29 protein-coding genes are annotated in these 25860 nt (G+C 63.5%); 17 read left to right on the top strand and 12 right to left on the bottom strand.

What is annotated here, in order from left to right:
- Positions 1–3: 3 nt before the first annotated feature.
- Together AC1RL5_RS15585 and AC1RL5_RS15580 are read right to left on the bottom strand one after the other, a co-directional pair.
- Entirely contained in the window at positions 4–792 is a 789-nt protein-coding gene (locus AC1RL5_RS15585; protein ID WP_492589660.1) for an ABC transporter substrate-binding protein, read from the bottom strand.
- A gap of 188 nt (positions 793–980) precedes the next feature.
- Positions 981–4028, bottom strand: a complete 3048-nt coding sequence (locus tag AC1RL5_RS15580; protein ID WP_492589658.1) for an aminotransferase class III-fold pyridoxal phosphate-dependent enzyme — start codon at positions 4026–4028, stop codon at positions 981–983.
- A 139-nt stretch (positions 4029–4167) separates the two neighbouring features.
- Between AC1RL5_RS15580 and AC1RL5_RS15575 the strand changes: the two genes are divergently transcribed.
- The 5 genes from AC1RL5_RS15575 (at position 4168) to AC1RL5_RS15555 (ending at position 10304) form a co-directional block, all read left to right on the top strand.
- Positions 4168–4608 carry an Lrp/AsnC family transcriptional regulator gene (locus AC1RL5_RS15575; protein WP_072452400.1) on the top strand — a complete coding sequence of 147 codons (441 nt, stop codon included), beginning with the start codon at positions 4168–4170 and terminating at the stop codon, positions 4606–4608.
- Between the two features lie 68 nt (positions 4609–4676).
- Positions 4677–5183 carry a sigma-70 family RNA polymerase sigma factor gene (locus AC1RL5_RS15570; RefSeq protein WP_011060663.1) on the top strand — a complete coding sequence of 169 codons (507 nt, stop codon included), beginning with the start codon at positions 4677–4679 and terminating at the stop codon, positions 5181–5183.
- Complete coding sequence (locus AC1RL5_RS15565; protein ID WP_053157719.1) at positions 5180–6145, top strand: FecR domain-containing protein; 966 nt, start codon at positions 5180–5182, stop codon at positions 6143–6145. The genes AC1RL5_RS15570 and AC1RL5_RS15565 overlap by 4 nt, the downstream gene beginning before the upstream one ends.
- Before the next feature lie 97 nt (positions 6146–6242).
- Positions 6243–9077: a TonB-dependent receptor gene (locus AC1RL5_RS15560; RefSeq protein ID WP_011060665.1), complete on the top strand. Its 2835-nt coding sequence runs from the start codon at positions 6243–6245 to the stop codon at positions 9075–9077.
- Positions 9078–9260: 183 nt separating this feature from the next.
- Positions 9261–10304 (top strand): hypothetical protein, encoded by a 1044-nt coding sequence (locus AC1RL5_RS15555; RefSeq protein ID WP_072452398.1) that lies wholly within the window; start codon positions 9261–9263, stop codon positions 10302–10304.
- Between the two features lie 51 nt (positions 10305–10355).
- Here AC1RL5_RS15555 and AC1RL5_RS15550 read toward each other — a convergent pair whose 3' ends face one another.
- The 3 genes from AC1RL5_RS15550 to AC1RL5_RS15540 are packed head-to-tail and all read right to left on the bottom strand — an operon-like array spanning position 10356 to position 11441.
- Entirely contained in the window at positions 10356–10838 is a 483-nt protein-coding gene (locus AC1RL5_RS15550) for an HIT family protein (protein ID WP_492589694.1), read from the bottom strand.
- Between the two features lie 14 nt (positions 10839–10852).
- Positions 10853–11068 (bottom strand): hypothetical protein, encoded by a 216-nt coding sequence (locus tag AC1RL5_RS15545; RefSeq protein ID WP_019095014.1) that lies wholly within the window; start codon positions 11066–11068, stop codon positions 10853–10855.
- Positions 11069–11120: 52 nt separating this feature from the next.
- On the bottom strand, positions 11121–11441 hold the full coding sequence (locus AC1RL5_RS15540) for a hypothetical protein (RefSeq protein WP_143031420.1): 321 nt from the start codon (positions 11439–11441) through the stop codon (positions 11121–11123).
- A gap of 188 nt (positions 11442–11629) precedes the next feature.
- Between AC1RL5_RS15540 and AC1RL5_RS15535 the strand changes: the two genes are divergently transcribed.
- Complete coding sequence (locus AC1RL5_RS15535; protein ID WP_026022876.1) at positions 11630–12322, top strand: tRNA (adenine(22)-N(1))-methyltransferase; 693 nt, start codon at positions 11630–11632, stop codon at positions 12320–12322.
- Between the two features lie 75 nt (positions 12323–12397).
- Here the strand turns inward: AC1RL5_RS15535 and AC1RL5_RS15530 are convergent, their stop codons facing one another.
- Positions 12398–12880 (bottom strand): GNAT family N-acetyltransferase, encoded by a 483-nt coding sequence (locus tag AC1RL5_RS15530; RefSeq protein ID WP_015635142.1) that lies wholly within the window; start codon positions 12878–12880, stop codon positions 12398–12400.
- 213 nt (positions 12881–13093) lie between these two features.
- Here AC1RL5_RS15530 and AC1RL5_RS15525 point away from each other — a divergent pair, with 213 nt between their 5' ends.
- Both AC1RL5_RS15525 and AC1RL5_RS15520 read left to right on the top strand, forming a co-directional pair.
- Positions 13094–13945, top strand: a complete 852-nt coding sequence (locus tag AC1RL5_RS15525; protein ID WP_492589656.1) for a hypothetical protein — start codon at positions 13094–13096, stop codon at positions 13943–13945.
- A 113-nt stretch (positions 13946–14058) separates the two neighbouring features.
- Positions 14059–14484: a GNAT family N-acetyltransferase gene (locus AC1RL5_RS15520; protein ID WP_019095009.1), complete on the top strand. Its 426-nt coding sequence runs from the start codon at positions 14059–14061 to the stop codon at positions 14482–14484.
- A 63-nt stretch (positions 14485–14547) separates the two neighbouring features.
- On the opposite strand, the gene AC1RL5_RS15515 is transcribed toward AC1RL5_RS15520, so the two are convergent.
- Complete coding sequence (locus AC1RL5_RS15515) at positions 14548–14979, bottom strand: hypothetical protein (protein WP_015635144.1); 432 nt, start codon at positions 14977–14979, stop codon at positions 14548–14550.
- A gap of 233 nt (positions 14980–15212) precedes the next feature.
- Here AC1RL5_RS15515 and AC1RL5_RS15510 point away from each other — a divergent pair, with 233 nt between their 5' ends.
- On the top strand, positions 15213–16163 hold the full coding sequence (locus tag AC1RL5_RS15510; protein WP_492589692.1) for an AraC family transcriptional regulator: 951 nt from the start codon (positions 15213–15215) through the stop codon (positions 16161–16163).
- Between the two features lie 356 nt (positions 16164–16519).
- Positions 16520–17452: an alpha/beta hydrolase gene (locus tag AC1RL5_RS15505; RefSeq protein WP_492589654.1), complete on the top strand. Its 933-nt coding sequence runs from the start codon at positions 16520–16522 to the stop codon at positions 17450–17452.
- 131 nt (positions 17453–17583) lie between these two features.
- Here the strand turns inward: AC1RL5_RS15505 and AC1RL5_RS15500 are convergent, their stop codons facing one another.
- Positions 17584–17730, bottom strand: coding sequence for an MFS transporter (locus AC1RL5_RS15500; protein WP_139187205.1), 147 nt, complete (start codon positions 17728–17730; stop codon positions 17584–17586).
- A 115-nt stretch (positions 17731–17845) separates the two neighbouring features.
- Here AC1RL5_RS15500 and AC1RL5_RS15495 point away from each other — a divergent pair, with 115 nt between their 5' ends.
- From AC1RL5_RS15495 to AC1RL5_RS15480, 4 genes are all read left to right on the top strand, one after another.
- Positions 17846–18016, top strand: coding sequence for a winged helix-turn-helix transcriptional regulator (locus tag AC1RL5_RS15495; protein WP_170866309.1), 171 nt, complete (start codon positions 17846–17848; stop codon positions 18014–18016).
- Between the two features lie 57 nt (positions 18017–18073).
- Positions 18074–18373, top strand: coding sequence for a barstar family protein (locus AC1RL5_RS15490; protein WP_011060681.1), 300 nt, complete (start codon positions 18074–18076; stop codon positions 18371–18373).
- Positions 18374–18457: 84 nt separating this feature from the next.
- Positions 18458–19309, top strand: a complete 852-nt coding sequence (locus AC1RL5_RS15485) for an EcsC family protein (protein WP_093409056.1) — start codon at positions 18458–18460, stop codon at positions 19307–19309.
- 12 nt (positions 19310–19321) lie between these two features.
- Positions 19322–19897, top strand: coding sequence for a GNAT family N-acetyltransferase (locus AC1RL5_RS15480; RefSeq protein WP_161466966.1), 576 nt, complete (start codon positions 19322–19324; stop codon positions 19895–19897).
- A 34-nt stretch (positions 19898–19931) separates the two neighbouring features.
- On the opposite strand, the gene AC1RL5_RS15475 is transcribed toward AC1RL5_RS15480, so the two are convergent.
- From AC1RL5_RS15475 to AC1RL5_RS15465, 3 genes are read right to left on the bottom strand one after another with little or no spacing between them, the layout of a single operon-like run.
- Complete coding sequence (locus tag AC1RL5_RS15475; protein ID WP_145714032.1) at positions 19932–20378, bottom strand: hypothetical protein; 447 nt, start codon at positions 20376–20378, stop codon at positions 19932–19934.
- The gene (locus AC1RL5_RS15470; RefSeq protein WP_145714029.1) at positions 20329–20508 is read right to left on the bottom strand and encodes a cyclic-phosphate processing receiver domain-containing protein; all 180 of its coding nucleotides are present in this window, start codon (positions 20506–20508) and stop codon (positions 20329–20331) included. Before AC1RL5_RS15470 ends, AC1RL5_RS15475 begins: the two co-directional genes overlap by 50 nt.
- A 27-nt stretch (positions 20509–20535) precedes the next feature.
- Positions 20536–20916: a hypothetical protein gene (locus AC1RL5_RS15465; RefSeq protein WP_145714026.1), complete on the bottom strand. Its 381-nt coding sequence runs from the start codon at positions 20914–20916 to the stop codon at positions 20536–20538.
- A 469-nt stretch (positions 20917–21385) separates the two neighbouring features.
- Between AC1RL5_RS15465 and AC1RL5_RS15460 the strand changes: the two genes are divergently transcribed.
- The 3 genes from AC1RL5_RS15460 to AC1RL5_RS15450 are packed head-to-tail and all read left to right on the top strand — an operon-like array spanning position 21386 to position 23308.
- Entirely contained in the window at positions 21386–22174 is a 789-nt protein-coding gene (locus AC1RL5_RS15460) for a hypothetical protein (protein WP_072452391.1), read from the top strand.
- A 26-nt stretch (positions 22175–22200) separates the two neighbouring features.
- On the top strand, positions 22201–22830 hold the full coding sequence (locus AC1RL5_RS15455) for a DMP19 family protein (RefSeq protein ID WP_492589652.1): 630 nt from the start codon (positions 22201–22203) through the stop codon (positions 22828–22830).
- A gap of 43 nt (positions 22831–22873) precedes the next feature.
- Entirely contained in the window at positions 22874–23308 is a 435-nt protein-coding gene (locus AC1RL5_RS15450) for an NUDIX hydrolase (protein WP_492589650.1), read from the top strand.
- Positions 23309–23366: 58 nt separating this feature from the next.
- Here AC1RL5_RS15450 and AC1RL5_RS15445 read toward each other — a convergent pair whose 3' ends face one another.
- The gene (locus AC1RL5_RS15445; RefSeq protein ID WP_207239067.1) at positions 23367–25838 is read right to left on the bottom strand and encodes a TonB-dependent siderophore receptor; all 2472 of its coding nucleotides are present in this window, start codon (positions 25836–25838) and stop codon (positions 23367–23369) included.
- Between the last annotated feature and the right edge of the window lie 22 nt (positions 25839–25860).

The following is a 25860-nucleotide window of genomic DNA, read 5'->3' as shown; positions in this document are numbered from 1 at the left end:
GAGTCAGCGAATGTCCTTGCCGATCCACTTCATCGAGATCTTTTCGTAGCTGCCATCGGCGAGCATGTCGTTCAGTGCCTTCTGCATCGCCGCCTTGAGCTCGGGGTTGTTCTTGCGCAGCGCAATGCCCATGCCTTCAACCCCTCCGTCACTGTCGGGTGGCGTGATGATGCGCACTTTCTGCCCGGTTTCCTTGACGGCCACCAGTACCGGAACGCTGTCCATCACCAGCGCGTCGAGGCGCCCGGCTTCCAGGTCGACCAGCATCTCGGGAAGCCCTTTGTAGGTCTTGACCTTCAGGTTGCCGCGCGCCCTGGCCCATTTGTCGTGGGCATCGCCGAGGGTGACGCCCACCGTCACATCCTTCAGGTCAGCCAGGCTGTTGATCGGCGAGTCTTCCTTCACCACGATGGTGCGGCCGGCGTGGTAGTAGGGGCCGACGAAATCCACGGCCCTCAGGCGTTCAGGGGTGATGGTCATGGAGGCGATGATGGCGTCGTATTTCTTGGCCAGGAGCCCGGCAATGATCCCGTCGAAGGGCGTGGTGACAATGCTGACCTTCACCCCAAGCCGCTGGGCCAGGGCTTCGCTGATGGAGGCGTCGAAGCCGACGATCTGGTTCTGCTCGTTGGCAAAGCTGAAGGGCGAGTATTGCCCGCTCATGGCGATGCGGATTTCTCTGGATTCCCGGATCGATTGCAAGTCATCAGCCTGAGCGGCTGCGGGGCAGAGGAGCGCCGCGGCGGCGACGGTGGATGCGGCAAGCAGACCCTTGAGCGTTCTGGTTAGCATGGGATGGCACCTTTGAAGAATTATTATTTTTTGTTGTGGGCTCTTCACCCTGGCCTCGGGAAAAGCTTTGCACAGGTCATTGCGCAAAGCACCCGGCAAGGTGTCCGCGTGCCGGACACATTGCCGGAGTTGGCCGACACTATGTCGGCCAGCCCGGTTTGGGGCACTGTGGCCTCGATCCTGATGCTCTAGCGCAGTGCCGCCTTGAAGCTTTCGTCCAGGACCTCAAGCAGGAAGTCGGCATTCTTCTGGCTGAAAATCATCGAGGGGCGCATTTTCAGTACGTTGTCGTAGGGGCCTTCGGTGCCGATCAGAATGCCGCGCTCCCGGGCACCATCGGCGACCTTCCTGGCCAGTTGCGTAGCCGGAGCCTTGCTCTGGCGATCGGTGACCAGTTCAATCCCGAGGAACAGCCCCAGGCCGCGTACGTCGCCAATGGCATCGTAGCGCTGCTGCAGCGTGCGAAAGCCATCGAGCAAGTAGTTGCCCACCGTCAGTGCGTTGAGTTTCAGGTTGTCGCGTTCAATCACATCGAGAACGCTGAGCCCCACGGCACAGGAAACCGGGTTGCCGGCGAAGGTGTTGAAGTACTCCATGCCATTGTTGAAGCTGTCGGCGATCTCGCGGGTGGTCACCACTGCCGACATCGGGTGCCCGTTGCCAATGGGTTTGCCCATGGACACCGCATCGGGCACCACGCCCTGGGTTTCAAAGGCCCACCAGTGGCTGCCCACTCGACCAAAGCCGACCTGGACTTCATCGGCCAGGCACAGGCCGCCCTCGGCACGCACCATTGCATAGACTTCCTGCAAGTAGTTTTCCGGGAAAAACAGTTGCCCGGCGACGCTGGGAATGGACTCCGCGAGAAAGAACGCCGGGGCCCGGCCCTGCTTGCGCATGCTATCGATCTGCTCGGCGACACTTTGCGCGAAACGCTTGCCCAGCTCCTCGACCGGCCAGTGATCCGCAGCGCGGTAGGCATCCGGCACCGCCGCCTCGAATACGTGTTCTGCACGGCCTTTGCCGGCCTTGCGCTTGTACTTGTAGGGGCTGAGGTCGATCAGCTCCTGGGTGGTGCCGTGGTAGGCCCAGTCCAGCACGATGGCATCGTTGCGCCCGGTGTGATTGCGCGCCATGCGCAGCATCAGGCTATTGGCTTCGCTGCCTGAACAGCCGAAGGAGGCCACCGCCAGGCCTTCGGGCAAAGTCGCGGTGAGCCGCTCGGCGTACTCCACGATGTTGTCGTGCAGGTAACGGGTGTTGGTGTTCAGGCGTGAAGCCTGGCGCGCCAGGGCCTGCACCACGTCGGGATGGGAGTGGCCCAGGTGGCAGACGTTGTTGAAGCAGTCCAGGTAGGCCCGGCCAAAGTTGTCTATCAACCAGACCCCATCACCGCGTACGAACTTGATCGGGTCCGAGTAGGAAATCGACAAGTTGGGCAGCAGCAGTTGTTTACGCTTGGCCACGATCTCTGCTTTGCTTCTGCCTTCCTGGCTGTAGGTTTCCGCAGGGATTCCGGCCAGGGTCGATGCATCCGGGAACAGGTCGGCCCACACCTCAAGGTAGGCGCGCTCACCGACGCCGATGAACTCGCTCGCTTGCAGCTGGGTATCGGTGGACATTTGGAAGTGCACATGGGGCAGCCAGCCGCCGTTTTCCGTGTCCTCGCCCATGTGGCCCACCAGGGCACCCGCCTCAAGACGGTCCCCGGGCTTGAGGCGGGTCAGCGCTTCGTGGGCCATGTGCCCCCACAGGGTCAGGAACGGCGGGCAGCCCTCAGGCGAATGCTCAAGCATGATCAAGCCGCCATAGCCCAGCGGTTCACGCTCGACCTCGACGCTGCGCACTACGCCGGCAAGCGGTGTGTACAGCGGCGTTCCGGCCGGCATGATCAAGTCGACGCCCAGGTGAATGATCCGACGTTGCCCTGCAATGAAGCGCGATTCAAATGCCGCATCGGTGTAGATGGTCCGTTCTTCGCCCCAGGGGCCGATGCCCAGTGGCACTTGATGTTCAGCCGCAAAATCGTTCCACCATTTCGCCGCCTCTGCCGGACGCTGCTCGGCGGAGGCGACCGTCAGCACATGGGCGGCATCGGCGAACGGCACAATGGCCTTGTTCAGGGTCGCCGCCGCCGGATGCACGATGTCCGCGAAGGCGTGGCGGTTTTCATCCACCCAGCGGCGAACCGCCCCGGCACCTTCTATCGCGTCATAGCCGCAGGCCTTGCGCAGGATCGCCGTCGCCAGGCGCGGGTTCATGCGGTCCATTTTTTCCAGCAGGCGCCAGGCCGGGGCTTCGCTGATGGCCAGGTAAGGATTGTCCTGGGTCTGCTCGTGGCGCGAGGCCGACAAGGTGACGCTGATGACCAGGCGCATGGCGATCAGGTTGAACAGCACGTCCAGTTCTTGCGGCTGCAGCGGGTAGCGCTCGTGGAAGCCGGCGGTGAGGGCGGCGGCCGCGCCGATGGGGTCCTCCATGTCGAGAATGGAGTAGGCGCAGGTGATGGCGACTTCGGCAATCAGCACCGTATGCACGGCATCGCCAAAGTCGATGATGCCCGAGACCTGCTGATGAGTCTGCGGGTCGACGAGGATGTTCCAGTCATTGCCGTCATTGTGAATGACCTGCGTGCGCAACCGCGCAAGCCTGGGTTGCACGGTGTTTTCGAACGCGGTAATGAAGCGCTCCAGAATGGCTCGTCGGCCAGGGTCCTTGACGAAATGCAGGCGCGATCTGGAGCGCGCGGCGTGCCGCAGGTCCCAGTCCAGGTCGCGCACCGCACCGGGATGCATGAAGCCCTGCAACGCACGATCCATGTCGGCGAACGATTGGCCCAGGCTGCGCATGAGGGCGAAGGTGCGCTTGACCTCGGCCAGGGGAGTGCCGTGCAGCCAACTCACCAGGCGCACCGCATGGGTTTCACCGGAGGGCGCCACGGCCGAGGCGAGGAAGCCACCGGCAAGGCTCTTCTTCAGCTGCGGCACGGCAAGCTCGGGGTTGTAGCTGGCGAGGTGGCTGAGGATGGCCGTCTGCAGCTCGCTTTCAGTACGCGGTTCACTCGAATTGACCACCTTCAGAATCCATCCCGCATCGCTTGCGGTGTTCAACCGGTAGTTGCAGTCGCGCTCGCCATCCAGGGGCGAGGCCGTGGCGACGACATTGAAAAGCTGCTCGGCCAGTTGTTCGGCATCGCGGGGCGAGAACTGCGGGGCGGGATGGGAAAGGTTGGTCATGGTAATGGTTTTCCAAGTTATTGTTTTCAGTTAGCTTGGCATGCGAAATCCTTGACGGCAGTAGGTATGCGGTCGGTGTTGGCCTGCATATTGTCGGAATCGACCGGCACAAATTCGGTAGTCAAAGTGAGGAGTCTTGATGCGCGACCTGGACGTGAAAGATCGCGAAATACTGGACATTCTGTCTAAAGAAGCGCGGATTGCCCTGAAGGCCCTGGCCGCGAGAATCGGGCTGTCCAGAAGCGCCACCAGCGAGCGTGTCCTCAACCTTGAGCGCAATGGCGTGATCAGGGGCTACCGGGCGGATATTGGCGAAATCGACGCCAACGTGATTCGCGCCATGTTTCTGGTGTGCCTGAAACGCACGCCGGCCATCAGCCTGCTGGACATGCTGGCCCAGCACTCGCAGGTGCGACGCATCTCTTCGGTCAGTGGCCAGCTCGATCTGGTGATCGAGATCGAATCCCGCACCATTGATGACCTGAACCGAGTCCGGGATGCCGTAGCCAGTCATGAGTCCGTCGAGGACATCACCACGGCGGTGGTTCTTCGCCGCGATATCGATCGACAGGCATCCTGATTCGCCGCTGTACAACTCCCGCACTGAAACAATAAAATGAGAAGCATTATCATTAATGCGAATCTGCCATGCACAACCACAGCCTCTCTTCGCCCGTCGCCCAGTTGTATGCGAACCATCACGGCTGGCTGCGGGGCTGGCTGCACCGGCGCCTGGGGCACAGTGCCGATGCCGAGGACCTGGCCCATGACACCTTTATCCGGGTGCTGCGCTCCCAGGAGGATGTGCGTGAGTTGCGCCAGCCCATGGCGTTCCTGGCCACCATCGCCAACGGCCTGCTGATCAATCGCTGGCGCCGCCAGGCGATCGAGCGGGCTTATCTGGAAGCCCTGGCGGCGCGGCCGGTGGGGGAGGAGCCTTCGCCGGAGGAGCGGCACCTGATGATCGAGACCCTGTTGCAGTTGGATTCGCTGCTGGTGGGGTTGTCGTCGCGGGTGCGGCAGATCTTCTTTCTGTCCCAGCTCGATGGCCTGACCTATCCGCAGATCGCTGCGCAGTTGGGCCTGACCGTGGCCCAGGTGCAGCGGGCCATGGGCAAGGCGTTCAGTGTCTGTTACGCGAGCCGTTTTGAATGAGTGGCGCTGCGGTCGATCCCCGAGTGCGGGACAACGCCATCGATTGGCTGGTGCGGATGCAGTCCGGGCTGATGAGCGCCGCGGACCATCAGGCCCTGCAGCAGTGGCGGCAAGCAAGCGTCGAGCATGAATACGCGTGGCAGCGGGTCAGCAGCCTGCCGCTGATGTTGCAGCCAGGGGCCAATCTGTTGGCCGATGCCACGGCGCGCCGGGCATTGCAAGCGGCGGGCGCCGATCCGCAGCGACGGCGACAGGTGCTCAAGTGCCTGCTGGCCCTGGGGCTGTTGGGGGGCATTTCCTGGCAGGGGGCGGATTCCACCCTGGTGCGCTCAGCCCTGGCCAGTTATCGCACCGGCGTCGGCGAGCGACGCCATTGGGCCCTGGCCGACGGTGGCTCGCTATGGCTGAACACCGCCAGTGCGGTGAACCTGGACCTGAGCGCCCGGCAGCGCAGCCTGCAATTGATCGAGGGCGAACTGGCCCTGGACACCCCGGCGGGCTCTGCATCCCTGCAACTGTCGACCCCGGATGCGGTGCTCTATAGCCGTGGTGCCAACCTGCTGGTGCGTCACGATCGCCTGGGCACCCAGGTGACGGTGTTGCGCGGGCTGGTGCAGGTGAGCGCACGGCAGCACCCAGCACCGCTGGCGTTGCAGGCCGGCTGGCAAACCCGAGTCGATGGCCGGGGAGCAGGGCGGCCAAGCCCCATCGATACGTTTCTGGCCCAGGCCTGGATGCGCGGCATCCTGCCCGCCGAGCGCATGCGCCTGGATCAGTTGCTGGCGGAGCTGTCGCGCTATCGCCCGGGCTTCTTGCGTTGCAGCGAAGCCGTGGCGGGCCTGCGCGTAACCGGCAGTTTCCAGTTGGACGACACCGATGCCGCCCTGGCCCTGGTAGCCAATACCTTGCCGGTGCGCATTGAGCGAAGAACCCGTTACTGGGTGACCGTGGTGCCGGCCTGAAACTTTTTTTTCACCGGCGCGATAGTTTTTTCGATCTGGCTTGGCCTTCAGGTATTACCCACCGGCACAGGTGGGTTTCGATCCCTAGGAGCCCTGCATGATTTTCCCTGCTCGTGTCTTGCGTACCCATACCTTCGGCCTGCTGTTGCTCGGTTTGCAGCCGCTCTGTAGTGAAGTGGTGTTGGCTGCCGGCGAGCGCCACTACAGCATCGGCGCCGGTCCCCTGGACCAGGTGCTGTCGCGCTTTGGCGCCGAGGCGGGCATCAGCATGGCCGGCAGTGCGCTGCTCACGGCGGGCAAGACCAGCCAGGGCCTGCAAGGGGATTTCAATACCGAAGCGGGCTTGAACCAGCTGCTGGCGGGCACCGGCCTGGGCTACGTGCGCCAGGCCGACGGCGGCTATGCCTTGCGCCTGCGCCTTGATGCGGTGTCGCTGCCGACCCAGAAGGTCAAGGGCGAAAATCCTGACGAGGAAGAGGTGTACCGGGCACCGCGTTCATCGGTTTACATCTCTGCCGACGACATGCAGCGCTTTGGCGTGGTGTCGGTGGGCGACATGCTCAAGGGCCAGCCCGGGGTCCAGGTCGGTGACAGCCGCAATGGCGGCGGCCTGGATGTGAACATCCGCGGCATCCAGGGCCAGAGCCGGGTGGCGGTGACGGTGGACGGTTCGCAGCAGGCGCTGGATGTCTATCGTGGTTATGCCGGGACCCAGCAACGCAGCTACATCGACCCGGACATGATCAGCGACATCGCCATCGACAAGGGCCCGAGCCTGACCTCCAGTGCCATAGGCGGCACGGTGAAGATGCGCACCCTCGGGGTCGGCGACATCCTCAAGGACGGTCAGAATATCGGCCTGCGCCTCAAGGGTGATGTCTGGAACAACGGTGTGGCCCCGGCCTCCCGCGATCCGCACTCCAAGACCCAGGACCTGTACTCGGAGCCGCATCAGAGCCGCGGCGGGCTGTTCGGCTCGGAGGCCGAGGCCGGCAGTGCCGCGTTCGCCTATTCCCATGAATTCTTCGATGTGGTGGCGGCCTACGCCCATCGCAACCAGGGCAACTATTTCGCCGGCAAGAAGGGCCAGGATCGCTACCGCACCTATGACCGTTACGGCGATGAAGAGACCAGCGTCGCCACCACCTACAACGCCGGGGAAGAGGTGCTGAACTCCTCGTCGAAGACCGAATCCTGGCTGCTCAAGACCACCCTGCGCCCGGCGGACGGCCACACCTTCGACCTGGGCTACCGGCGCTACGACGGACGCATCGGCGAGATCATGCCCTCGGACATCTTCCGTTTCGGCACTGGCGGCATCTACCAGTACCCCCTGGGCCACACCCAGATCGACACCTACACCGCGCGCTACAACTACCTGCCTGCAGGCAACCCGCTGGTGGACCTGAGCGCCGACCTGTGGATGACCGATGCGCAGACCAGCCAGTTGACCGCCGTCTCGGCGCCGGCATCCCAGGCCTACCGTTCGGACCGCAACTGGAGCCGCCAGGCCGATCGCCGGGTGGGCGGTGGCCTGGCCAATACCTCGCGTTTCGAGACCGGCTACGGCGACTTGAAGCTGGACCTGGGCAGTTCGTTCCAGCTGGAGGAACTGCGCCCGCAGAAAAGCGTGGCCACCACCCAGGACGATATCAACGCCAACCGCATGCTGCGCGAAGGTTCGCGGCAGGAGTTCAGTTTCAACGGCAAGCTGGAGTACAAGCCGGTGGACAGCCTCACCCTGTGGGGCGGCGGGCGCTACACCCACTATCGCAGCAAGGATCACGTGCCCACGGCCACGGCGCGTCGCGAGGAACGTGACCTGCGCTACCTGCGGGTTTCCAACGGCGACAATTCCGGCAACATGATGTGGTTCCCCGACCAGAACGGCCAGTACACCGACGCCACCGACCCGCGCCTGAACAACGGCATCGTCTTCCAGAACACCAACTTCCCCTTCGAGGGCGTGCGCTACAACGACTTTGGCGCCACCGACTCCACGGTCTATCCGTCCCAGGTCGGCGAGGTGGTCACCGGCTACAACTACTCCGGCAAGAACAGCAACAGCGGTGGCGCCTTTGCCCCGGCCTTCGGTATCAATATCGAAGTGCTGCCGGACACCTTCGTGTATGCCTCGTACACCCAGGGCTTTCGCATGCCGTCGCTGTTCGAAACCAGCCAGGGCGTACAGCAGACGATGCCCGGCAAGGGCCTCAAGCCCGAGCGTTCGAGCAACTGGGAGATCGGCGCCAGCACCCTGCAAAAGGGCCTGCTGGTGGATGACGACTCGGCGGCGTTCAAGCTGGCCTACTTCAACAACACCATCAAGAACTACATCACCCGCTACTACGACCCGAGCCCGGGCCTGTGGGGCCTGATGCGCTTCAGCAACACCGACAGCTACAAAACCAGCGGCCTGGAACTGCAGACCCGCTACGATGCCGGGCGGGTGTTTGCCGACCTGTCGTCCACCTACTACCTGAAGACCGAAACCTGCGACGCGGCTTTCGCGGCCACCCTGCGCGCCACCAGCAATCCCTACCAGAAAACCGCCGACACCCCGGACTGCACCCCGGGCAGCTTCATGGGCTCCTACACCAACACCCAGAACCCGCCACGCTTTGCCGGCAACCTGACCACTGGCCTGCGCTTCTTTGACCAGAGCCTGACCCTCGGTACGCGCATCACCTACACCTCCGGCCCCACGGTTACCGCCGACAAGCCCTGGCAGACCGGCGCCACCACGCCGCAACTGAACTACCGCGAAGTGGCGCTGTTCGATCTGTTCCTCAACTACAAACTGAAGGAAGACGCCAGCCTCAACGTGTCGCTGCAGAACCTCACCGACCGTTACTACCTGGACCCCCTGGCGCAGAGCTTCATGCCGGCACCGGGGCGCACGCTGCGGGTGGGGATGCAGGCGAAGTTCTAGGATGCGGGCGGCCTTCTCCGGACCCGGCAGCAAGGTGCGGCCTTGCTGCGCCGGCCTTTTACTGCGGCGGGTCGACGCAGTAAAATAGGCCGCTTTCGCCCCCATTGGCCGGCACTCGCCCCTGACCTGAGCGGTATTGCCAAAGGGATCTGGCCCTCGCTGCGTTACAGATAAGGATATCCAATGAAGACCCTGGTAAAGCGTCTCCGCCCCCTGGCTGTTCTGGTTTCAGTCACGCTCTTGAGCGCCTGTGCCCCGCTGGGCAGTTCCGACCTCAATGGCAGCGCCACGCAGAACCCGACCAACCAGCTCCTGGAGATCATCGATGGCGCGACCCGGGACGGTATGTCCGTGGTGCTGGTGCCGGCGCTCATGCCCAACAAGAGCGTGACCGACCTCTCCAGCTATTCCCATCGTGTGATCTTCAGCAACAAGGACCAGCCGGGCCAGGGCTACATGCAGTCCTTCGCCAATAACGACCTGGAGAAAATCAAGGAAACCGTATTTCTCTGGGACTTCCTTGAAGTGCACATCGTCCCGCCGGGAACCTACCTGATGTCCGGCGGCATTGATTACAGGATCGACAGCAGCCTGGCCCAGGTAGGCGCCGCGAAGGGCCAGCCGGCCAGCAGTGCCCGTGGTTCGGTGGACATGTCTGCGGTGCTGTATCGCCAGTTCGTCAAGGAACAATACTGGCGCGACGCTTCCTACGCGGATACCACCCACACCCAGAATGTCTGCAGTACCGTGCATGTCGCCTCCGGCCAGTGCGTGGCCTGGCAAGAGCAGCAATACAACACGCGCCGGCAGGTGTCGGAAGGCGGTTGGACCGAAGGCACCAAGATCCGTGATGTCCAGTCCGTCAAGTTGAAGGCACAGATCCCCGACGCCTACGCGCCCCTGGCCTTCAGTATCCAGCCCGGCCAGATACTGCTCAGCGACCGCTTCCACCTGAAAACCCCGGCCGTGAGCTACGACAAGAAGACTTGCAAGGCTATCGACCCGCAGAACATCAAATGCGCACTGCGGGATATCCAGGTCTACGTGAGGCCGGCCCCCGTGGAACTGGTCAAGAAGTTCAGCGACAAGGAGCTGGCGAATGTCAACGACACAGGACGCCGGGTGCTGGCGCGTATCGAACCGATGAAAACCCGCCTGCAAGGGGACACCGGCATGGAAGACCTGGTATGGGGCATCCCGGTTTCCCTGAAGAAAACCGCCAGGTAAGGGGGCTTGCCTTGGGGCGCGGAGAACAGCGCGCAGCGCCACGGGCCATTGCTAGTTGAAGGCGCTGCGCAAGCCTTTGATGACCTGTTCGATGGAGGGCCCTTGAATGGCCGGCGGTTGCGGGTTTTCGCCGAATTCGCTCCAGATGAACAGGGTCAGTTCCGCCCCGTCAGTCAGTGACAGGGCGTTTTCCTCATGGGCGAAAGTTTCAAGCAGCCGGTAGCGCTGATCACTCCAGAACAGCTCCTCGACCCAGGGGTACACCGGAATAAAGTGGAAATGGATGGGGTAGCCGGGGGCATGGCCGAACCGGCTGATGTACAGCCACTTGGGTTTGAGCTGCAGCTCCAGGTTTTTCTGCACCCTGGCGAGCAGGCCGCCCAACTCCGCCAGGGCGCTCTCGGGCAGCTCGGCCAGTGAATTGACCCGGGATCGCGAGCCCAGCATCAGGTAGCCGGGCAGGGCGGACGACAGGTGATGATTGAGCACCCAATGATCGGTTTGCAGAATGATGAACTCGGGGGCTATGCCCACCTGCTGTGCGGTGTTCAAGGCATGGGCTCCTGTTCGGGAAGGTCGCTCTTGTATTCGCCCCACTGCATGTACGCGTAGTACCGGGTCATTGCTTCGAAGTGGCTGGGGGCTTCCACTTCCCACACAAGCCGGGCGTCGGGGTGAAGCAGTTTGCGTGCGGTGTTTCCCTGTGGGCCGCTCAGACAGAAGGTCTGGCAGTCATCCGGTTCCATCCAGAGTTGGTAGTTCATCTCTTGCGCTTCTGAGTGTGGGGGAGGCTATCGTCGTTGTGGCTCGAGCAACCTAGATCGAGCCGACCGAACGCAGGTATTTCCGTGCCTGAGGGCTGGTGATCTTTTCGGGTTCAAGCACATACAGCGAGCTCCAGAGCGGCGGTAAACCCAGTTCCTCCATGTAGGACGTGAAGCTGTTGAAAGGCTCGGTACCAATGACCTCGGCGCTGAGCCAGAGCAACTCGCACTCCTGGCAAAGGTGCAGGATTTCCTGCGTTGCCCGCACTTGAACCTGGGTTACTTCGCCTTGTTCACACTCCGGACACAGCATTTTTTCACCTCCCAAATGGGCGCGCAGTCTATCACTGACCAGGTTGCACGCGGCCAGCAACGAAGGTCTGCCTGCGCTCAGAACCCGCCATGGAGGACGCTGCCTTCGACCCTGTCCGGAGCGGGCCTTTGCGGCACCCGCATCCCCGGCCCCGGTCGCATAAATTTGAAATGCCCGGCATTGCTCGCCAGAATCGCCCCCCGATCCGGCACAAGGTGCCGGACCTTGGTGGTGAAAAGGGGCAGCAGTTGAATCAGCAGACATTGTCCATGCGCCTGGCGCGCGTGGCGGCGCATGTACCAACCGGCGCACGCCTGGCCGATATCGGCTCGGATCACGGCTATCTGCCGGTGGCCTTGCTGCTGCGCGGCAGCATCAGCGCGGCGGTGGCCGGAGAGGTGGCGTTGACGCCGTTCCACGCGGCCCGGCGCACGGTGCGCGACAACGGCCTGGAGCAGCAGGTCAGCGTGCGCCTGGCCGATGGCCTGGCGGCGATCGAACCGGGCGACGCCATCAGCGCCATCAGCCTGTGCGGCATGGGTGGCGAGACCATCCGCGACCTGCTGCAAGCCGGCAAGGCGCGCCTCAATGGCCAGGAGCGGTTGATCCTGCAGCCCAACGGTGGCGAGCAGCCCCTGCGCCAATGGCTGATGGACAACGGCTACCGCATCCTGTGCGAAGAGGTGCTGCGGGAAAACCGTTTCGACTACGAAATCATCGTCGCCGAGCGCACAGGGCCGGTGAGCTACAGCCCCCGGGAGCTGTACTTCGGCCCTCTGCAACTGCAGGCCCGCAGCCCGGCGTTCCTGGCCAAATGGCAGCGTCTGCTGCGCCTGAAACAGCGCACCCTGGAAAACTTCAGCCGGGCACAGGCTGTGCCCGAAGAGAAGGTGCAGGACATGGCCCGGCAGGTGCGCTGGATCAGCGAGTTGCTGGGCTGAATCGAAGTTCAAGGCTGTTTTTCGGGTGCAAAACGCGTCATGCCGGCTTGCCTGATGCCGAAGGGGGCGTTGCAGTCAGCCCTGCACTGTCCAGAGCATGGTCTGCACCTGGATGTGGGGGTGGCTTTGCAGAGGCTCCCACTCATCAATGAACGCGAACCCCTGGCGCAGATAGAAACTCGCGGCCCTGGCATTGGCGGGGGAGACGTCGAGGAACACCCGCTCATGGCCTTGTTCCCGTGCGCGCGACTTCACCGCTTCCACCAGCCGGGCCGCCACGCCGGAGCCACGGGCCGCGGGTGCGACCCACATGCCGATCAGGTTGTAGCGGTTTGCCTCACTGACTGCGGCGCCGATCATTCCCAGGGGCTGGCCATCCTCGATGGCCAGCCAGAATGCGCTGGTCGCGCCCGAGGCACGTTCCTGCCACTGCTGGTCACTGTACCGGGCGGCACTCTGGTAGCTGACCCCGAACGCGGTCGGGGCGTCCTGCAGCGCGGCGAGACGAACTTGCTTCAACAGCCTCCAGTCCTTGGTTTGCGTCGGTCGAATATCCATGGCGGTCTTCAGGTCGAGTGAGGCAGCAACCTCTCACAAGGCTGGCGCAGGAACAAGCGCGCCTTGCCCGGTGCTGCGCTTGCCGGCGGCCTGCGCTTGCCATTTGCCAGCATCTTGTCGCTGATGAAACGCTGGCTATATGATCGCGCGTCATGCCATTGGCCACTTGCGTGGCCGGCGTTTTCTCATCGGTTCTACAGGGATGTTCCAGGGATGAAAATCAAGAGCAAGACAGGTCTGCACAAGGAAGGCCGGCTGGCTGCGCGACTGGCCGGCTGGTTGCTGGCGCCGTGCATGCTGGCGGCTTCGATGCTGGCCCAGGCCGGTGCGCCGATCCCTCCCGGCGCAGTGCTGGCGGTGATGCAGAACGTCGAGGTGCCGGACCAGGATGAAGAGGTGGAGCTGGAAGACGGCGTTACCGCTACCTTCTGGTACGGCCAGGAGCTGGACTTCGACGGCAAGCACTACTACGCCACCTTTGTCTGGCACACCCGGGACCGCGCCGCCCGCGAGGGCGAGGATTTTGCCGCGCCGGAGGTTCAGGTACGGCTGGCCGATGCCACCTTCGAACTCACCAACCCGGGCCAGAAGCAGGCCTATTCCATCCGCAGCATCGAACGCAAGATCGGCTTCTTCGGCGGCGGCGAGAAGCCCGAGGAAGTGGACACCAAGCGCAAGGCCGTTGAGCACCGTACCGCTGACGGCCGCCTACTGCTGGCGGTGCCCACGGCCACTTTCGACAATGGGGTGATCACCAGGGGCTACACCATGCTGGTGTTCAATCCGAACAAGAAACCCGAAGACGATGGCTGGGTCTGGTCCTATGTGGGCCAGGTGCGCACCGGCGAGGACAACTCCGCGGCCTGCGACGACGGCGCGGTCATGCCCTGCATCGGCAGCGACGGGGAGCTGAGCTTCGTCGCCGGCCAGGAGCCGCTGCCGCAGGTGCAGGTCAAGGTCAGCGGCACTACCTTCGAGGGCCCGGGAAAGGTCCGTTCGCTGGCGGCCGCGGACAACCTCACCTATGTCTACGACAGCAAGACCGAGCAGTACGTCAGCCGCTAGTTGCGGCAGCGACGGCCAGGTAGCGCAGCCTTGCCAAACCCACGATCCTCCAGGGAGGATCGTGGAGCGCTTTCACCCCGGTCCGGCACAGCCATCATCCAAGGAAACGGCGAATGAGTACGCGTATCGACATGCTGATGAACCCGGGGCCGGAGGTGCGCGCTGCGATCCTCGAGCCCTTGCGGGCCCACAACCGGGCCCAGGCGGGCGATCCCAAGCCCGAGGCCATCGCCCTGGTGGTTCGCGACGAGCACAGCGGTGAGATTCTCGGTGGCCTGCAGGCGGAGATTTTCTATCGCTGGATGTTCATCGAGCTGCTGGCGGTCCCCGAGCAGACACGGGGCCAGGGCACGGGCTCGCAATTGCTGAACATGGCCGAGGAGCTGGCCCGGGAAAAGGGCTGTATCGGCATCTGGCTCGATACCTTCGACTTTCAGGCGCCGCAGTTCTATCAGCGGCACGGCTTCAGCGAATTCGGCCGGCTGGAGGAATTCCCGCCGCAGCACCGGCGTTTCTTCCTGCACAAACGCCTGGTCTGAACCCCCGGGCCCTGGCTGGCGAACCCGCATGTAGCGCGTTTCCGCAGCCTGGGCCGCGGCTACTCAGGCGTGGGCATCGACGCCGATCCGCGCCAGTAGCCAGTCCTGATAGAGCGCGGGGCTGTCGGTGGTCTGGCCGCCGTTTTTGGCAACGACCGTCTTGCCGTCCAGGCGCCCGATTTCCATCAGGTATTGCAGGCCCTTGAGCACATGGGTGGCGTCGTCCTTGCCCAGGGACTGCACATCGGGCAGTTGGACGGAGTTGCTCTTGTCGTCGAATGTCGCCCAGGTGGGGTTGGCTCTGTATTGGGCTATCAGTTTGGCGTCCGAGATTTGCGATTCATGAAAACTGGCGTCGATCTTCGCCTGCATTTGCGGCGTTGCATTCTCTACCTGGATTTTCATGGACTTCAGCGTGCCATTCTCCAGCGCCCTGGTGATTCCCTTGAGGCCCATGGCTACGAGGGATGTCGAGTTTGAGATGCTTCCTGTCATGAGACTGCTCCTGGGTGGGTTCTGGCCAAGCAGAGCAAAACCCGGGCCATGGGCCCTGAACATGATGCAGCGTGGCGTTGGCAGCGGCGCCAGCAGCGATGGCGGGCAGAAGTTGGCCGTAGTGGGCAAGGGATTGCCATTGGATCGCCTGCTTTTGCCAGCCACTACTGCCCCGAGGCGGATATCGACCCGTGTCCGCCGCCCTGGTGGCCGTGAAGAAAAACTCGATCTGCATGGCCAATCGGCGCACAGTGGCCGCCTGTACTGTTGCCACTTCCGATTGCCCGCCCATGACCCAGCCCCGAACCCCCACCGCACTCGCGGCCCTGATTGCCCGGCACACCCCGCACTCCGGCGACTTTCCCAGCGCCGTGCCCAACCTGACCTTGCACCGCCGTTCCACGCCGACCTCGGCCATTCCCTGCATCTACAGCCTGGGCCTGGGGGTGATTGCCCAGGGCGGCAAGCAGGTGCTGCTGCAAGAGGCGGTGATCAATTACCGGGCCGGGCAGGGCATGCTGACCAGCATCGACCAGCCGGTGGTGGCCCGGGTGACCCAGGGCTCGGCGGCCGAACCCTTCCTGGGCATGATGCTGACCCTGGACATGCACCAGATCCTGCAAACCGCCGCGCAGATGCAGCCGCCACCGCCTTCGCGGGCCAGCGATTATCGGACGGTGGTGGTGGATGAACTGGAGCCGGGGCTGGCCAGCGCTCTGGAGCGGCTGGTGGGCTTGCTCGACGAGCCGGCGCTGATTCCCCAGCTGGCGCCATTGATCCAGCAGGAAATCATCGTCCGGCTGTTGGCCAGGCCCTACAGCCTGGCGTTGCAGCAGTTGCTGGCGGTGGGTTCGCCGACCCAGCAGATCTTCAAGACCGTGGCCTGGCTCAAACAGAACTTCACCCAGCCGTTGCGCGTCGATGATCTGGCGCAGCGCGCCCATATGAGCCCGTCCACCTTCCGCCAGCATTTTCGCGCCATCATCGGCGTCAGCCCGCTGCAGTTCCACAAGCAGTTGCGCCTGCAGGAAGCCCGGCAGTTGATGCTCAGCCAGAACATCGATGCCGGGCGCGCCGCGGGGCTGGTGGGCTATGAAAGTGCTTCGCAGTTCAGCCGGGAATACAGCCGGGTGTTCGGCGCGCCGCCGCAGCGGGATATCCGCAGGATGCGCGAGGCCGGGTAAGGGCCAGGTTGCAGTGCAGGGTTCAGCGAAATAGGCAAACAGACTGTGGCGCGGCTCTGGGCGCCTAACCATTCGATCCGCCACGGATAGGTGTGTTTCTAGCTGTTTGTGTTGCAGCGAAACAGCCTTCGGGGTGAGCCGGCAGAATCCGCAAAACAGGCAAACTTGCCGTCAGAATAGGCAAGGTTTCGCCGCGAGCCATTTCTATACTGGTGCCCAACGACGCAGCAGCCCCAAGGCCTGCCGTGTCCCGGGCGCTTTCGGTAACGCCCGACTCCGCACTCCCGCACACGGGAGCGAGCGGTCCGCCTATCGATCCAGACGAGCCTGCCCAAGGCGGCTCAAGGAGTACGGTCATGAGCAACAGCATCGAACACGCCAGCTTCCCCAACTTCGGCTGGGACAACGCCGCGGACATCTATCTGCCGGCGGATTTCCACCCGGGCAAGCGCTACCCGGCCATCGTCAGCACCCATCCCATCGGCAGTTGCAAGGAGCAGACCTCCGGCAACATCTACGCCGCCGGGCTGGCCCGGGCCGGGTTTGTGGTCATCGCCTTCGACGCCAGTTTCCAGGGCGCCAGCGGCGGCCAGCCACGCTTTATCGAAGACCCGGCCACTCGCGTGTCGGACATCCGTTTCGCCATCGACTACCTGGTGACCCTGCCTTATGTCGACCCCGAGCGCATCGGTGCCATCGGTGTCTGTGGTGGCGGTGGCTACACCATCCAGGCGGCAATGACCGACTACCGGATCAAGGCCCTGGCCTCCATTACCGGGGTCAACTTCGGCCGCCTGATCCGCGAAGGTTTCAGCAACTTCGATCCGGTCAGCGCCTTGCACGCCATGGCGAAGCAGCGCACCGCCGAGGCCCGGGGCGAGGCGCGTCATGTGATCGACTACCTGCCAGCATCGGTAGCCGAGGCGCAGCAGAACGGCATCAGCGACATCGACGTACTGGAAGCCACCGAGTACTACAAGACCGCCCGGGGCCAGCAGCCAAACGGCGCCACCAGCGGTCTGTTTTCCTTCAATAGCGCGGCCTTTGGCTGGGATGCCTTCCTGCAGGCCGAGGTGCTGCTGACCCAGCCACTGATGGTGGTGGTCGGCGACAAGCCCGGCGGCTTCGGTGCCTACCGCGACGGCCTGGAAATCCATGGCCGCGCGGCCTCCCGGGACAAGCATCTGGTGGTCGCTGAAGGCGGGTCCCACTACGACCTGTACGACCGCGCCGAAACGGTGGCGCTGGCCATGGCGCAATTGGTGCCGTTCTTCCAGCAGCACCTGTAAGGGGAGAGGCAGCCGCCGCTGTCGCCTGGCCGGCGACGGCGGCTTTGTCGCGCCCGGGCGCCAAACCGCTCCCCCGGCAGGCCGCCGGTGAGCAGCAGGCTGGCGAAGCTCAGGGGGTAGGCATTGATGACTCATTGCAGGGCCGTGATGCCGGCATCCATGTCCCGGGCGATGGATTCCAGGGCGACATTGACGATCGAGGTGTCGAGGATCACCACCCCATAGCTCCGGCAGGGGGCGATCAGTACTTGGCGTTGCAGGCGGTGCTTGAGGTCCATGGGGGCGTATTTCCTTTGCCGCAGTGCGGTGCGACTATACGAACCTTTTTGCACACCATGCTTTGGGCTGGATCGAAGTGTGCGGCGAAACCTTCGCCGAGCCGGTGCGGGGGGCATGCTCATCATCCTGTCCGATGGCAGCTCGCTGTCCGCCAGCGCCCTGGCCGAAGCGGCGGGGATGTCACCGCAGACCGCCAGTTCGCATCTGGCCAAGCTGCTGGAGAGCTATTGCAAGCTGGGCTGGGAGCAGTTGCAGCGCCAGCTGGGTGTCCAGCCGCTGGCCTGAAGCCCTTGTGGCCAGCCAGCGAAAGCCCCTTCAAGCCATTACCCCAAGGAATGACGAATGAGCCGCCTGCCCCTGCAACACATCGACCTGAGCCAGGTGACGAGCACCGCTGAATTGCACCTGGTGCTGCGCGATGCCCTGGGCTTTCCCCATTGGTACGGCTGTAACTGGGATGCCTTCTGGGACGCCATTACCGGGCTGGTGGAAATGCCCGAACAGTTGCATATCAGCGGCTGGCAAGCATTGTCCCGGCGCCTGCCCCGGGACGCGCAACTGCTGCTGCAATGCCTGGAGCGGATGAAGGTCCAATACCCGACGCTGGCTGCGGACCTGCTGTTGGAGCCAGCCAAGCCTTAGTCCTGCCTATCGCCGGACGCGCAATTGAGCCACGACGCCGCCTGGCAACGGTTTATTCTTTCCCGAGGCAGTGAACAGCCACCCATGGAGACGCCTGTGAGCATCAAAGACCATCCCGCGGATTACCAGGACCTCAAGCGCGCCGTCGCCTTGCTGGAGTCGCCTTCACTGACGGCGCGCCTGTCCGGGCTGCTGGGTTCGCCCATCGAAAGTGCGGTCAAGGCGCTGCCGGCGGTGGTGGCGAAAAAGATCAACGGCGCGGTGGTGGCGGCCCTGCACAGCTCCGCCGATGCGGCGCTGTGGAGCCTGGACAACGCGCCCAAAAAACCGGCATCGACCTTGCTGCACAAGATGTACGCGGCCACTTCCGGCGCTGTGGGCGGGGCCTTCGGTTTTGCCGCGCTGTTTGTCGAGTTGCCCATTTCCACCACCATCATGATGCGCTCGGTGGCCGATGTGGCCCGCAGCGAAGGCTTCGATCTGGCGGATTTTGCCACCAAGCAGGCCTGCATCGAAGTGTTCGCCATGGGCGGCAACAGCCAGGCCGACGACGCCACGGAAACCGGCTACTACATCACCCGCAGCTTCACCACCCAGGCCATGCAGCAACTGTCCAAGGAACTGGCGGCCATTGCCGCCAAGCGCGGTGCCGGGGCGGTGGGCAGCTTGTCGCCGGGGCAGGTGGGCAAGTGGCTGGCGCTGCTGATCGAGAAAGTCGCCAGCCGTTACGGCGTGACCATCTCCAGCAAGTTCGCGGCCCAGGCGGTGCCGGTGATCGGCGCCTTTACCGGCGCCACCATCAATGCGCTGTTCACCGACTTCTACCAGGACATGGCCCGTGGGCACTTCACCGTCAAGCGCCTGGAGCACAAGTACGGTTTTGAGCAGATCAAGGACGAGTATGCGCAGATCCTGCGCAAGCAGCTGGCAGGCTAGGGCAGTATCCCCATGAGCGACTTTCCCGTTATCCGCACCCCGCGCCTGATCCTCAGGGAACTGTGCCCGGCCGATGTCCCGGCATTGTTCGCGATCCACAGCGACGCCGATGCCATGCAGTGGTTCGGCACCGACCCCATCACCGACTACCCGCAGGCCGAGCAACTGCTGGCGCTGTTTGCCAGCTGGCGCAGCCTGCCCAACCCGGGGACGCGCTGGGCCATCGAACGCCACAACCAACCGGGCCTGCTGGGCACCTGCGGCCTGTTCAAATGGAACCGGCAGTGGCGCAGCTGCGCCGTCGGTTTCGAGCTGGGGCGTGCGGCGCAAGGGCAGGGGCTGATGACCGAGGCGCTGGAGGCCGTGGTTGGCTGGGGCTTCGAGCATATGGCGCTCAACCGTATCGAGGCCCAGGTGCATCCGCGAAACCTGGCGTCCCTCAGATTGCTGGAGCGGGCGGGCTTTGTCCGCGAAGGGCTTTCACGGCAGGCGGGATACTGGCTGGGGACTCATCATGATCTGGTGCAGTACGGGTTGTTGAGGGCCGACTGGCTCAGTCTGGCGCCGCTCGCCGCAGGTTCTGCGTAGCCCATAGCGCGAATATCAAGCGGGCGCTGGCAGCTCAGCTGTTGCCCGGCGTCGGCGCATCGCTGTCCTCGACGGGCTCCAGGTCGTGGTAGGAGGGGAAGACCTTCCTGTTACTGATCTTCAAGCCTGTCGGTTGCTCGAGCCCGTGGGTCTTACTGGAGTCCCAGGTGCGCCGTTCGCCGCAGTAGGTATGCACCACTTCCGAGTTGTCCCAGAACAGGCGCTCCAGCAGGGCTTCGTACTCGGCCAGCCACGAATCATCGAAGATGTAACTGCCTTTGGGGGAGGTGGCGAAGTGCACCATATGCCCGAAGTAGCAGTGCCCCCGGCTGTTTGGCAGCACGCTGAAAAGCGCCCGGGTGATCTGCGCCCCCGTCACTGGCAGGCTTTGCAGCACCGCACGATTGTGCGCTTCGGCAGCCGGCGAAGGGTCAAAGCAATGGATGTATCCATACAGGTTGCCGCTTGCCGCGCTGATCATCTCCGAGGTCGTGGTCGAGGCTGATGTCTTCGACGCCACCGGCCTTCAGCAGCGCGATCACTTCGTCCGGCCAGTAGGTGCGAACCCAGCCTTGCGGGGTTTGGCGTTCGTCGTCGAGGTAGATTTTCATGGGCCTGTTTACTCTTGCAGATGCAGTTCAAGCATCGGCGTCGTTCGCGATGACATGCAGCACAAGGCTTAGCGAGTCGTCGGTGAGCAGCGGTGGGTGATCCTGATGCCGCTTGTCGATGAAAAAAAGCGCACCCGGCGCTGTTTCAGCGGGCATGGAGAGGCAAGGGTAGAGTCGGTTTTTACTGGCCTCGGCATACTGGATATGAACCTCGCTGTGCTCAATCCAGATCCTGCTCGATTGACCGGAGCAACTCAGGAACAAGGTGCCGAAACTGGATTGCTCCTGCTCCAGCGGCATTGATTGAGACTCGCCGTGCCGGCCTTTGCGAATGGCTCGTGCCATGGCATTGAATGCTTTGGGTGTGCCAAAGAAATGCAGTTCCTGTCCGTTCAGTCTTGCCAGCACGTCAAGTTTCCTTTCATATCGCGTCGGTCAACGCTGGGTCATTGCAACCTGCGCCGGAGCGCTGACAGGACCGAGTCAGCGTGGCAGAGTGGCCTGTCCAGAGGAATGGCGCCGGCTGTTTCAGGTGCCAAGGTGATCGTGCTGGGCACGCCCTGGTCGCAGAGCTGCTGTTGAACTTGCAACAGGACTCGGCGGCTGCCTGTAAGCCAATGCTTGTTCTGCTCTGACATCTGACATCTGACATCTGACATCTGACATCTGACAGCGGTGCAGCGACTTGCGGTGGGTGGTCTTTTACGGTGGATGTCTGGATGGATTTTCGCGCAGTTGTATACCCCGATATTGAGCAATAAGCCATTGCCGGGCTCAAGGTTGCATTGTTTCTCCGGCACTGGATTAGTCCGCCGCACTTGTGTAGAAACGCTCCTTCCTTCAACCCGGCACCCGTTGCCACCCCAGGTAGAACCCCATGCGGCCCAACGCCGAACTGCGATTGTTTGCACTGCCCCTGTGCGCTGGCCTGGTCTACGCCGTGATCAAGGGCCTGATCAAGGGCTGGAATGGCACGGAGCTGTTTTCCGGGTTTCTGTTTGGCAGTGTGATCGCCATGGTCCTGGGCATTCCCCTGTTGCTGTGGACTGAGCGGCGCTGCCCGCAGGCCAGGGCGCGCTACCTGTGGATCAGCCTGATACTGAGCCTGGTGGCCACGGTGCTGGTGCGTACTTCATGGATGCAGCTGTTGCTGCTGCCGCTGGCGGGCGGGCTGGCCCTGGCTGGCCTGTACAGCCTGCTGAGCCGTGGAATTGATCAGCTGTCGGTGCCGCCCCATGGGCGAGGGCCGGGCTTGCGGCGGCTGCTGGCGGTGCCGCTGTCGGGGGCGCTGACCCTGGGGGGCGTTGCGGTAACGCTCTATCCCAAGGGCGCGGAAAGCCTGCCGGTATTCTTGCTGGGGGCCATGATCGGTGCCTGGATCAGCATGCTGGTCAGTTGGCCGGTGCTGTGGCTGGTGGAGCGCTTTCTCGCCACTGGCTGGCGCTATGTGATCGGCGGTGGCCTCAGTGGCGTGCTGATCTGGCTGCTGTCCGGCGCCCCGGGGCTGTTCGCCGGGTCCCTGAAGGGGGCTTCGGGGCTGGACTACTGGATCCCCTTGCTCAACCGTGGGATCTTTCCGTTCCTGCTGCTGGGGCTGCTGGGCGGTGGGCTGTTCACGGTGCTCCACGGCATCGGCCCGCGCCGCCGTCCGGCCGCTTGCGACTGAATTACATTGCCCAAAGGTCCTGCCTGATGAACCTAAGCCCCATCACCCACGTCGCCTTCGAGGATGAAATGCTCTGCCTGAGTTGGGCCGACGGCTTGCGGCTGCGCCAGCCCCTGAGCCGTTACAGCCGGCTGCGGGAGGCCACGCCCGAGGAGCGGGCGGATTTTGTCATCGCACCTCGGGGCTGGTCCGTGTCCTGGCCGCACCTGGGCGAGCCGGTGCTCAGTCTCAACGCCATCGACTGGATCTGGGAATGCCTGTGCGATGAGTCCATGGCTCGCCTGAAGGCCCTGGACTGGCAACTGCAGCAACTGCCGGCGGACGACCAGGCCATCGTCGCGCTGTGGCGGCTGGAGGCGGACGGCTACAACGGCGGCTTCCTGCAGTTCTTCTGCAACTGGGGGCAGCAGACCTGCGAGCTGGCGCTCAGCACCCTGGCCGCGATCGGCGCGCGCAACACTCGGGCCCTGGTCAGCCGCCAGCGCCAACTGATCGCGCACCTGGAAGACCACCCGCAACTGGAGCAACTGTGGGACATTCCCGGGCTGCTGAGCGACGAGGAACATGAGCTGATCAGTGGCGAACTGGACGAGCAACTGTGGTCGGCGATGGAGGAGGTCCCGGCCTTGGCGGTGAAGTATTTTTACGTTGGCTGAGGGGCCTGGCGCCATGGTCTAATGCGGCGCCTCGTCTCGGCAAATGGACTTCACCCCATGTCTGAACCCCTTCCATCACCAGGGCAAGATCCTGGTCAATCAGTTCTTTGATGCCGACAAGCAACAGATGCTGTTTCGCCCCCTGGGTGGCGGCATCGACTTTGGCGAACACAGTGCCCAGGCAATCGTTCGGGAAATACAGGAAGAGCTGGGGCTGTCGATCAACAGCCTGCGCCTGATCGGCACCCTGGAAAGCCTGTTCACCTATGCCGGCAAGCCCGGCCATGAGTTCGTCCAGGTCTACGACGCCCGCTTCGACGACCCGAGTGTCTACCTGCGTGCCCAGCTCGATGCCCGGGAAAGCGATGGCGCGCCCTTCGTGGCCCGCTGGCAGGGCAGCGCCAGCTTCACCGAGCAGACGCCGCTGGTTCCCGCGGGCTTGGCGGACCAGCTCAAGCAAGCGGGCCTGCTTGGCTGACGGGCACTGATGCTGCTTGGTGCCCTGCCGGGCGGGGTGGCCCGGCAAGGCCGCCGGCTCAGAAGTCCCAGCGGGTGCTGAGCATGAAGTTTCGGGGTTCGCCGTAGGCCGCCGAATTATAGAAACCGACGTTGGTGTAGTAGGACTTGTCGAAGATGTTGTTGACGTTGAGGGTCGCCGACAGGTTCTGGGTGATCTGGTAGCGGGTCATCAGGTCCACCAGCCAGTAGGCCTCCTGGGAAATGTCTTCGTTGATCTTGCGCGGTGCGTTGTAGACCGAATACCAGCCCTCGCTCTGCCAGCGCAGGCCGCCACCGACGGTCAGCTTGTCCAGGTCGCCCTTGAGCTTGTAGCTGGTGTAGAGGTTGACCTGGTCCTGCGGCTCGAAGGTGGAGATCTTGTCGCCCTCGTCATCACGCACGATCTTGTGGGTGTAGCCGGCCTGCACTTGCCAGCCCGGGCTCAGTTCGCCGGAAATCTCCAGTTCGTAGCCCTTGGTCACGGCCTTGGCGCCCTTGAACGCGTAGTTGTCGGGTGTGGGCGACTGGTTGTTGTAGGCATCGTCCGGCACCGAGCGGTTGGTCTCGTGCACTTCGAAGTAGGCCAGGCTGCTGTTCAGGCGGCCTTCGAAGAACTCGCCCTTGAGCCCCAGCTCGTAGTTCTGGCCTTCGTCCGGGTTGAGCAGCTTGCTGTCCTTGTCCTTGTTCCAGCTTTCCTGGGGCATGAAGATATCGGTGTAGCTGGCGTAGACCGAGAAGTGGTCATCGAGGTCGTAGACCGCGCCGACGTAGGGCACGAAGCGTCCGCTTTCCTTGTAGGACGGGGTCAGGCCGGTGAGGTGATAGTTGACCACGCGCCCGCCCAGAAACAGGTTCAGGTCGTCCATCAGGTTGAGGCGGGTGGTCATGTAGGTGCCGGTCTGGCGCACGGTGTCGTCGGTGCGCTGGGCCGGCAGCCCCCAGATGGGCCGTTCGATCTTGCCGTGCCAGTTGTAGAAGTCCACCACGTTACCCTTGCCCCCGGGGAAGTCCGGGGACCAGTAGCCCTTGCCGGTCCAGCGCGAGTTGGCGATGGAGCCGCCCAGCACCAGTTCATGCTCGCGGCCGAATAGACTGAAGGGGCCGCTCAGGTACAGGTCGGCGGAATCGCTGGTGGTGTCGCCGGTGTACTTCTGTGCGTTGACCTTGGCCGTGCCATCGGTCTGCGGTTCGTCGAACTGGATCGAGCCGAGTTCGGCGTGGTAGCTGTTGATCTTGTGGTCCAGTTGCAGCTTGGTGACCCAGCCATCCCCCAGGTCGTGTTCGAGCATGGCAAAAGCGGTGCGGGTGTATTGCTCCCAGCCGCTCCAGGTCGCGCCGTTGTTGTAGGAGCGCGACATGCTGTTGTGCCCGCCGGTGGCGTTGATCAACGGGAAGGTGCCGGACCAGCTGGAGCCCTTGGGGATGTTGTCCTGGTAGTCGCCGCCCACGGTCAGCAGGGTGTCGGGGGACAGGTCGAATTCGAGGATGCCGTAGTAGGTCGAGGTCTTGCGCGAGTAGTGGTCGAGGAACGACTGCTTGTCCTGGTAGGCCGCCACTGCGCGGCCGCGAACATTGCCGGTTTCGGTCAGCGGCCCGCTGACGTCCAGTTCGCTGCGGTAGTTGTCCCAGGAGCCCATGCCCAGGGAGGCGTGGCCCTGGAACTGGGCGGTGGGCTTCTTGCGCACCAGGTTGATGGTGGCGCCCAGGGAGCCGGCGCCGGTCAGCAGGCCGGTGGCACCCTTGAGCACTTCCACCCGGTCGTAGATGGCCATGTCGCTGAGGGTGTTGCCAGCCGAATAGGCGACGTTGCGCACGGTGGAGGGGATACCGTCGTACTGGAAGTTGTTGATCGAGAAACCGCGGGCGTAGTAGTTGGTGCGGTCGGTGTCGTAGGCCGAGACGGTGATGCCCGGGGTGTGGCGCATCACGTCGTCGACGTTGTTGAGGCCGAAGTCTTCCATGTGCTGCCGGGTGACCACGGTGATCGACTGCGGGGTCTGCCGCGGGGTCAGCACCATGCGGGTCGCCGTGGCGATGGTGCCTGGGGTGTAGGAGCCGCTGCCTTCGGTGACGGTGCCCAACTGGTTGCTGACGATCTGGGTGGCCTCCAGCTCCACGGCCTGGCTGCTCTGGGGCAGGCGGGTCAGCAGCACCGCGTTGGCGCCGTTGCGTTCAAAACCCAGGCCGGTGCCGGCCAGCAGCTTGCCCAGTGCCTGTTCCGCGCTCATGCGCCCGCTGACCCCCGCCGACTCGATCCCCTGGGCCAGTGCCGCGGAGTAGGCGATCTGCAAACCGCACTGGGTACTCAGTTGGTCCAGGGCATTGGCCAGGGACTGGCGGGCGATGGCAAAACTGTAGGTGGCGGTTGCCTGGTTGCCGGTAGCGGTGGTGGGCTCGACCGCCATCACGGGGTTGCAGGCCAGGCAGATGGCCAGCGCGAGGATGCTGCGGGCCGGGGTGAGTGTTGGAAGGTGCATGGAAGTCCCGTACGAAATAGGAATGATTTGCATAAGCAAACACCCTGACGGGTTG

The sequence above is a fragment of the Pseudomonas sp. GW822-FHT06D10 genome, from assembly GCF_058799535.1.
Note: the sequence above shows the minus strand (reverse complement) of the source record. Positions and strands in the feature narration are given on the sequence as shown.

What these genes read in the sequence shown, in the direction of transcription:
- AC1RL5_RS15585 (WP_492589660.1), bottom strand. Translation starts at nt 792, where the DNA reads ATGCTAACCAGAACGCTCAAGGGTCTGCTTGCCGCATCCACCGTCGCC.
- AC1RL5_RS15580 (WP_492589658.1), bottom strand. Translation starts at nt 4,028, where the DNA reads ATGACCAACCTTTCCCATCCCGCCCCGCAGTTCTCGCCCCGCGATGCC.
- AC1RL5_RS15575 (WP_072452400.1), top strand. Translation starts at nt 4,168, where the DNA reads ATGCGCGACCTGGACGTGAAAGATCGCGAAATACTGGACATTCTGTCT.
- AC1RL5_RS15570 (WP_011060663.1), top strand. Translation starts at nt 4,677, where the DNA reads ATGCACAACCACAGCCTCTCTTCGCCCGTCGCCCAGTTGTATGCGAAC.
- AC1RL5_RS15565 (WP_053157719.1), top strand. Translation starts at nt 5,180, where the DNA reads ATGAGTGGCGCTGCGGTCGATCCCCGAGTGCGGGACAACGCCATCGAT.
- AC1RL5_RS15560 (WP_011060665.1), top strand. Translation starts at nt 6,243, where the DNA reads ATGATTTTCCCTGCTCGTGTCTTGCGTACCCATACCTTCGGCCTGCTG.
- AC1RL5_RS15555 (WP_072452398.1), top strand. Translation starts at nt 9,261, where the DNA reads ATGAAGACCCTGGTAAAGCGTCTCCGCCCCCTGGCTGTTCTGGTTTCA.
- AC1RL5_RS15545 (WP_019095014.1), bottom strand. Translation starts at nt 11,068, where the DNA reads ATGAACTACCAACTCTGGATGGAACCGGATGACTGCCAGACCTTCTGT.
- AC1RL5_RS15530 (WP_015635142.1), bottom strand. Translation starts at nt 12,880, where the DNA reads ATGGATATTCGACCGACGCAAACCAAGGACTGGAGGCTGTTGAAGCAA.
- AC1RL5_RS15525 (WP_492589656.1), top strand. Translation starts at nt 13,094, where the DNA reads ATGAAAATCAAGAGCAAGACAGGTCTGCACAAGGAAGGCCGGCTGGCT.
- AC1RL5_RS15520 (WP_019095009.1), top strand. Translation starts at nt 14,059, where the DNA reads ATGAGTACGCGTATCGACATGCTGATGAACCCGGGGCCGGAGGTGCGC.
- AC1RL5_RS15515 (WP_015635144.1), bottom strand. Translation starts at nt 14,979, where the DNA reads ATGACAGGAAGCATCTCAAACTCGACATCCCTCGTAGCCATGGGCCTC.
- AC1RL5_RS15510 (WP_492589692.1), top strand. Translation starts at nt 15,213, where the DNA reads ATGGCCAATCGGCGCACAGTGGCCGCCTGTACTGTTGCCACTTCCGAT.
- AC1RL5_RS15505 (WP_492589654.1), top strand. Translation starts at nt 16,520, where the DNA reads ATGAGCAACAGCATCGAACACGCCAGCTTCCCCAACTTCGGCTGGGAC.
- AC1RL5_RS15500 (WP_139187205.1), bottom strand. Translation starts at nt 17,730, where the DNA reads ATGGACCTCAAGCACCGCCTGCAACGCCAAGTACTGATCGCCCCCTGC.
- AC1RL5_RS15495 (WP_170866309.1), top strand. Translation starts at nt 17,846, where the DNA reads ATGCTCATCATCCTGTCCGATGGCAGCTCGCTGTCCGCCAGCGCCCTG.
- AC1RL5_RS15490 (WP_011060681.1), top strand. Translation starts at nt 18,074, where the DNA reads ATGAGCCGCCTGCCCCTGCAACACATCGACCTGAGCCAGGTGACGAGC.
- AC1RL5_RS15485 (WP_093409056.1), top strand. Translation starts at nt 18,458, where the DNA reads ATGGAGACGCCTGTGAGCATCAAAGACCATCCCGCGGATTACCAGGAC.
- AC1RL5_RS15480 (WP_161466966.1), top strand. Translation starts at nt 19,322, where the DNA reads ATGAGCGACTTTCCCGTTATCCGCACCCCGCGCCTGATCCTCAGGGAA.
- AC1RL5_RS15475 (WP_145714032.1), bottom strand. Translation starts at nt 20,378, where the DNA reads ATGATCAGCGCGGCAAGCGGCAACCTGTATGGATACATCCATTGCTTT.
- AC1RL5_RS15470 (WP_145714029.1), bottom strand. Translation starts at nt 20,508, where the DNA reads ATGAAAATCTACCTCGACGACGAACGCCAAACCCCGCAAGGCTGGGTT.
- AC1RL5_RS15460 (WP_072452391.1), top strand. Translation starts at nt 21,386, where the DNA reads ATGCGGCCCAACGCCGAACTGCGATTGTTTGCACTGCCCCTGTGCGCT.
- AC1RL5_RS15455 (WP_492589652.1), top strand. Translation starts at nt 22,201, where the DNA reads ATGAACCTAAGCCCCATCACCCACGTCGCCTTCGAGGATGAAATGCTC.
- AC1RL5_RS15450 (WP_492589650.1), top strand. Translation starts at nt 22,874, where the DNA reads ATGGACTTCACCCCATGTCTGAACCCCTTCCATCACCAGGGCAAGATC.
- AC1RL5_RS15445 (WP_207239067.1), bottom strand. Translation starts at nt 25,838, where the DNA reads ATGCAAATCATTCCTATTTCGTACGGGACTTCCATGCACCTTCCAACA.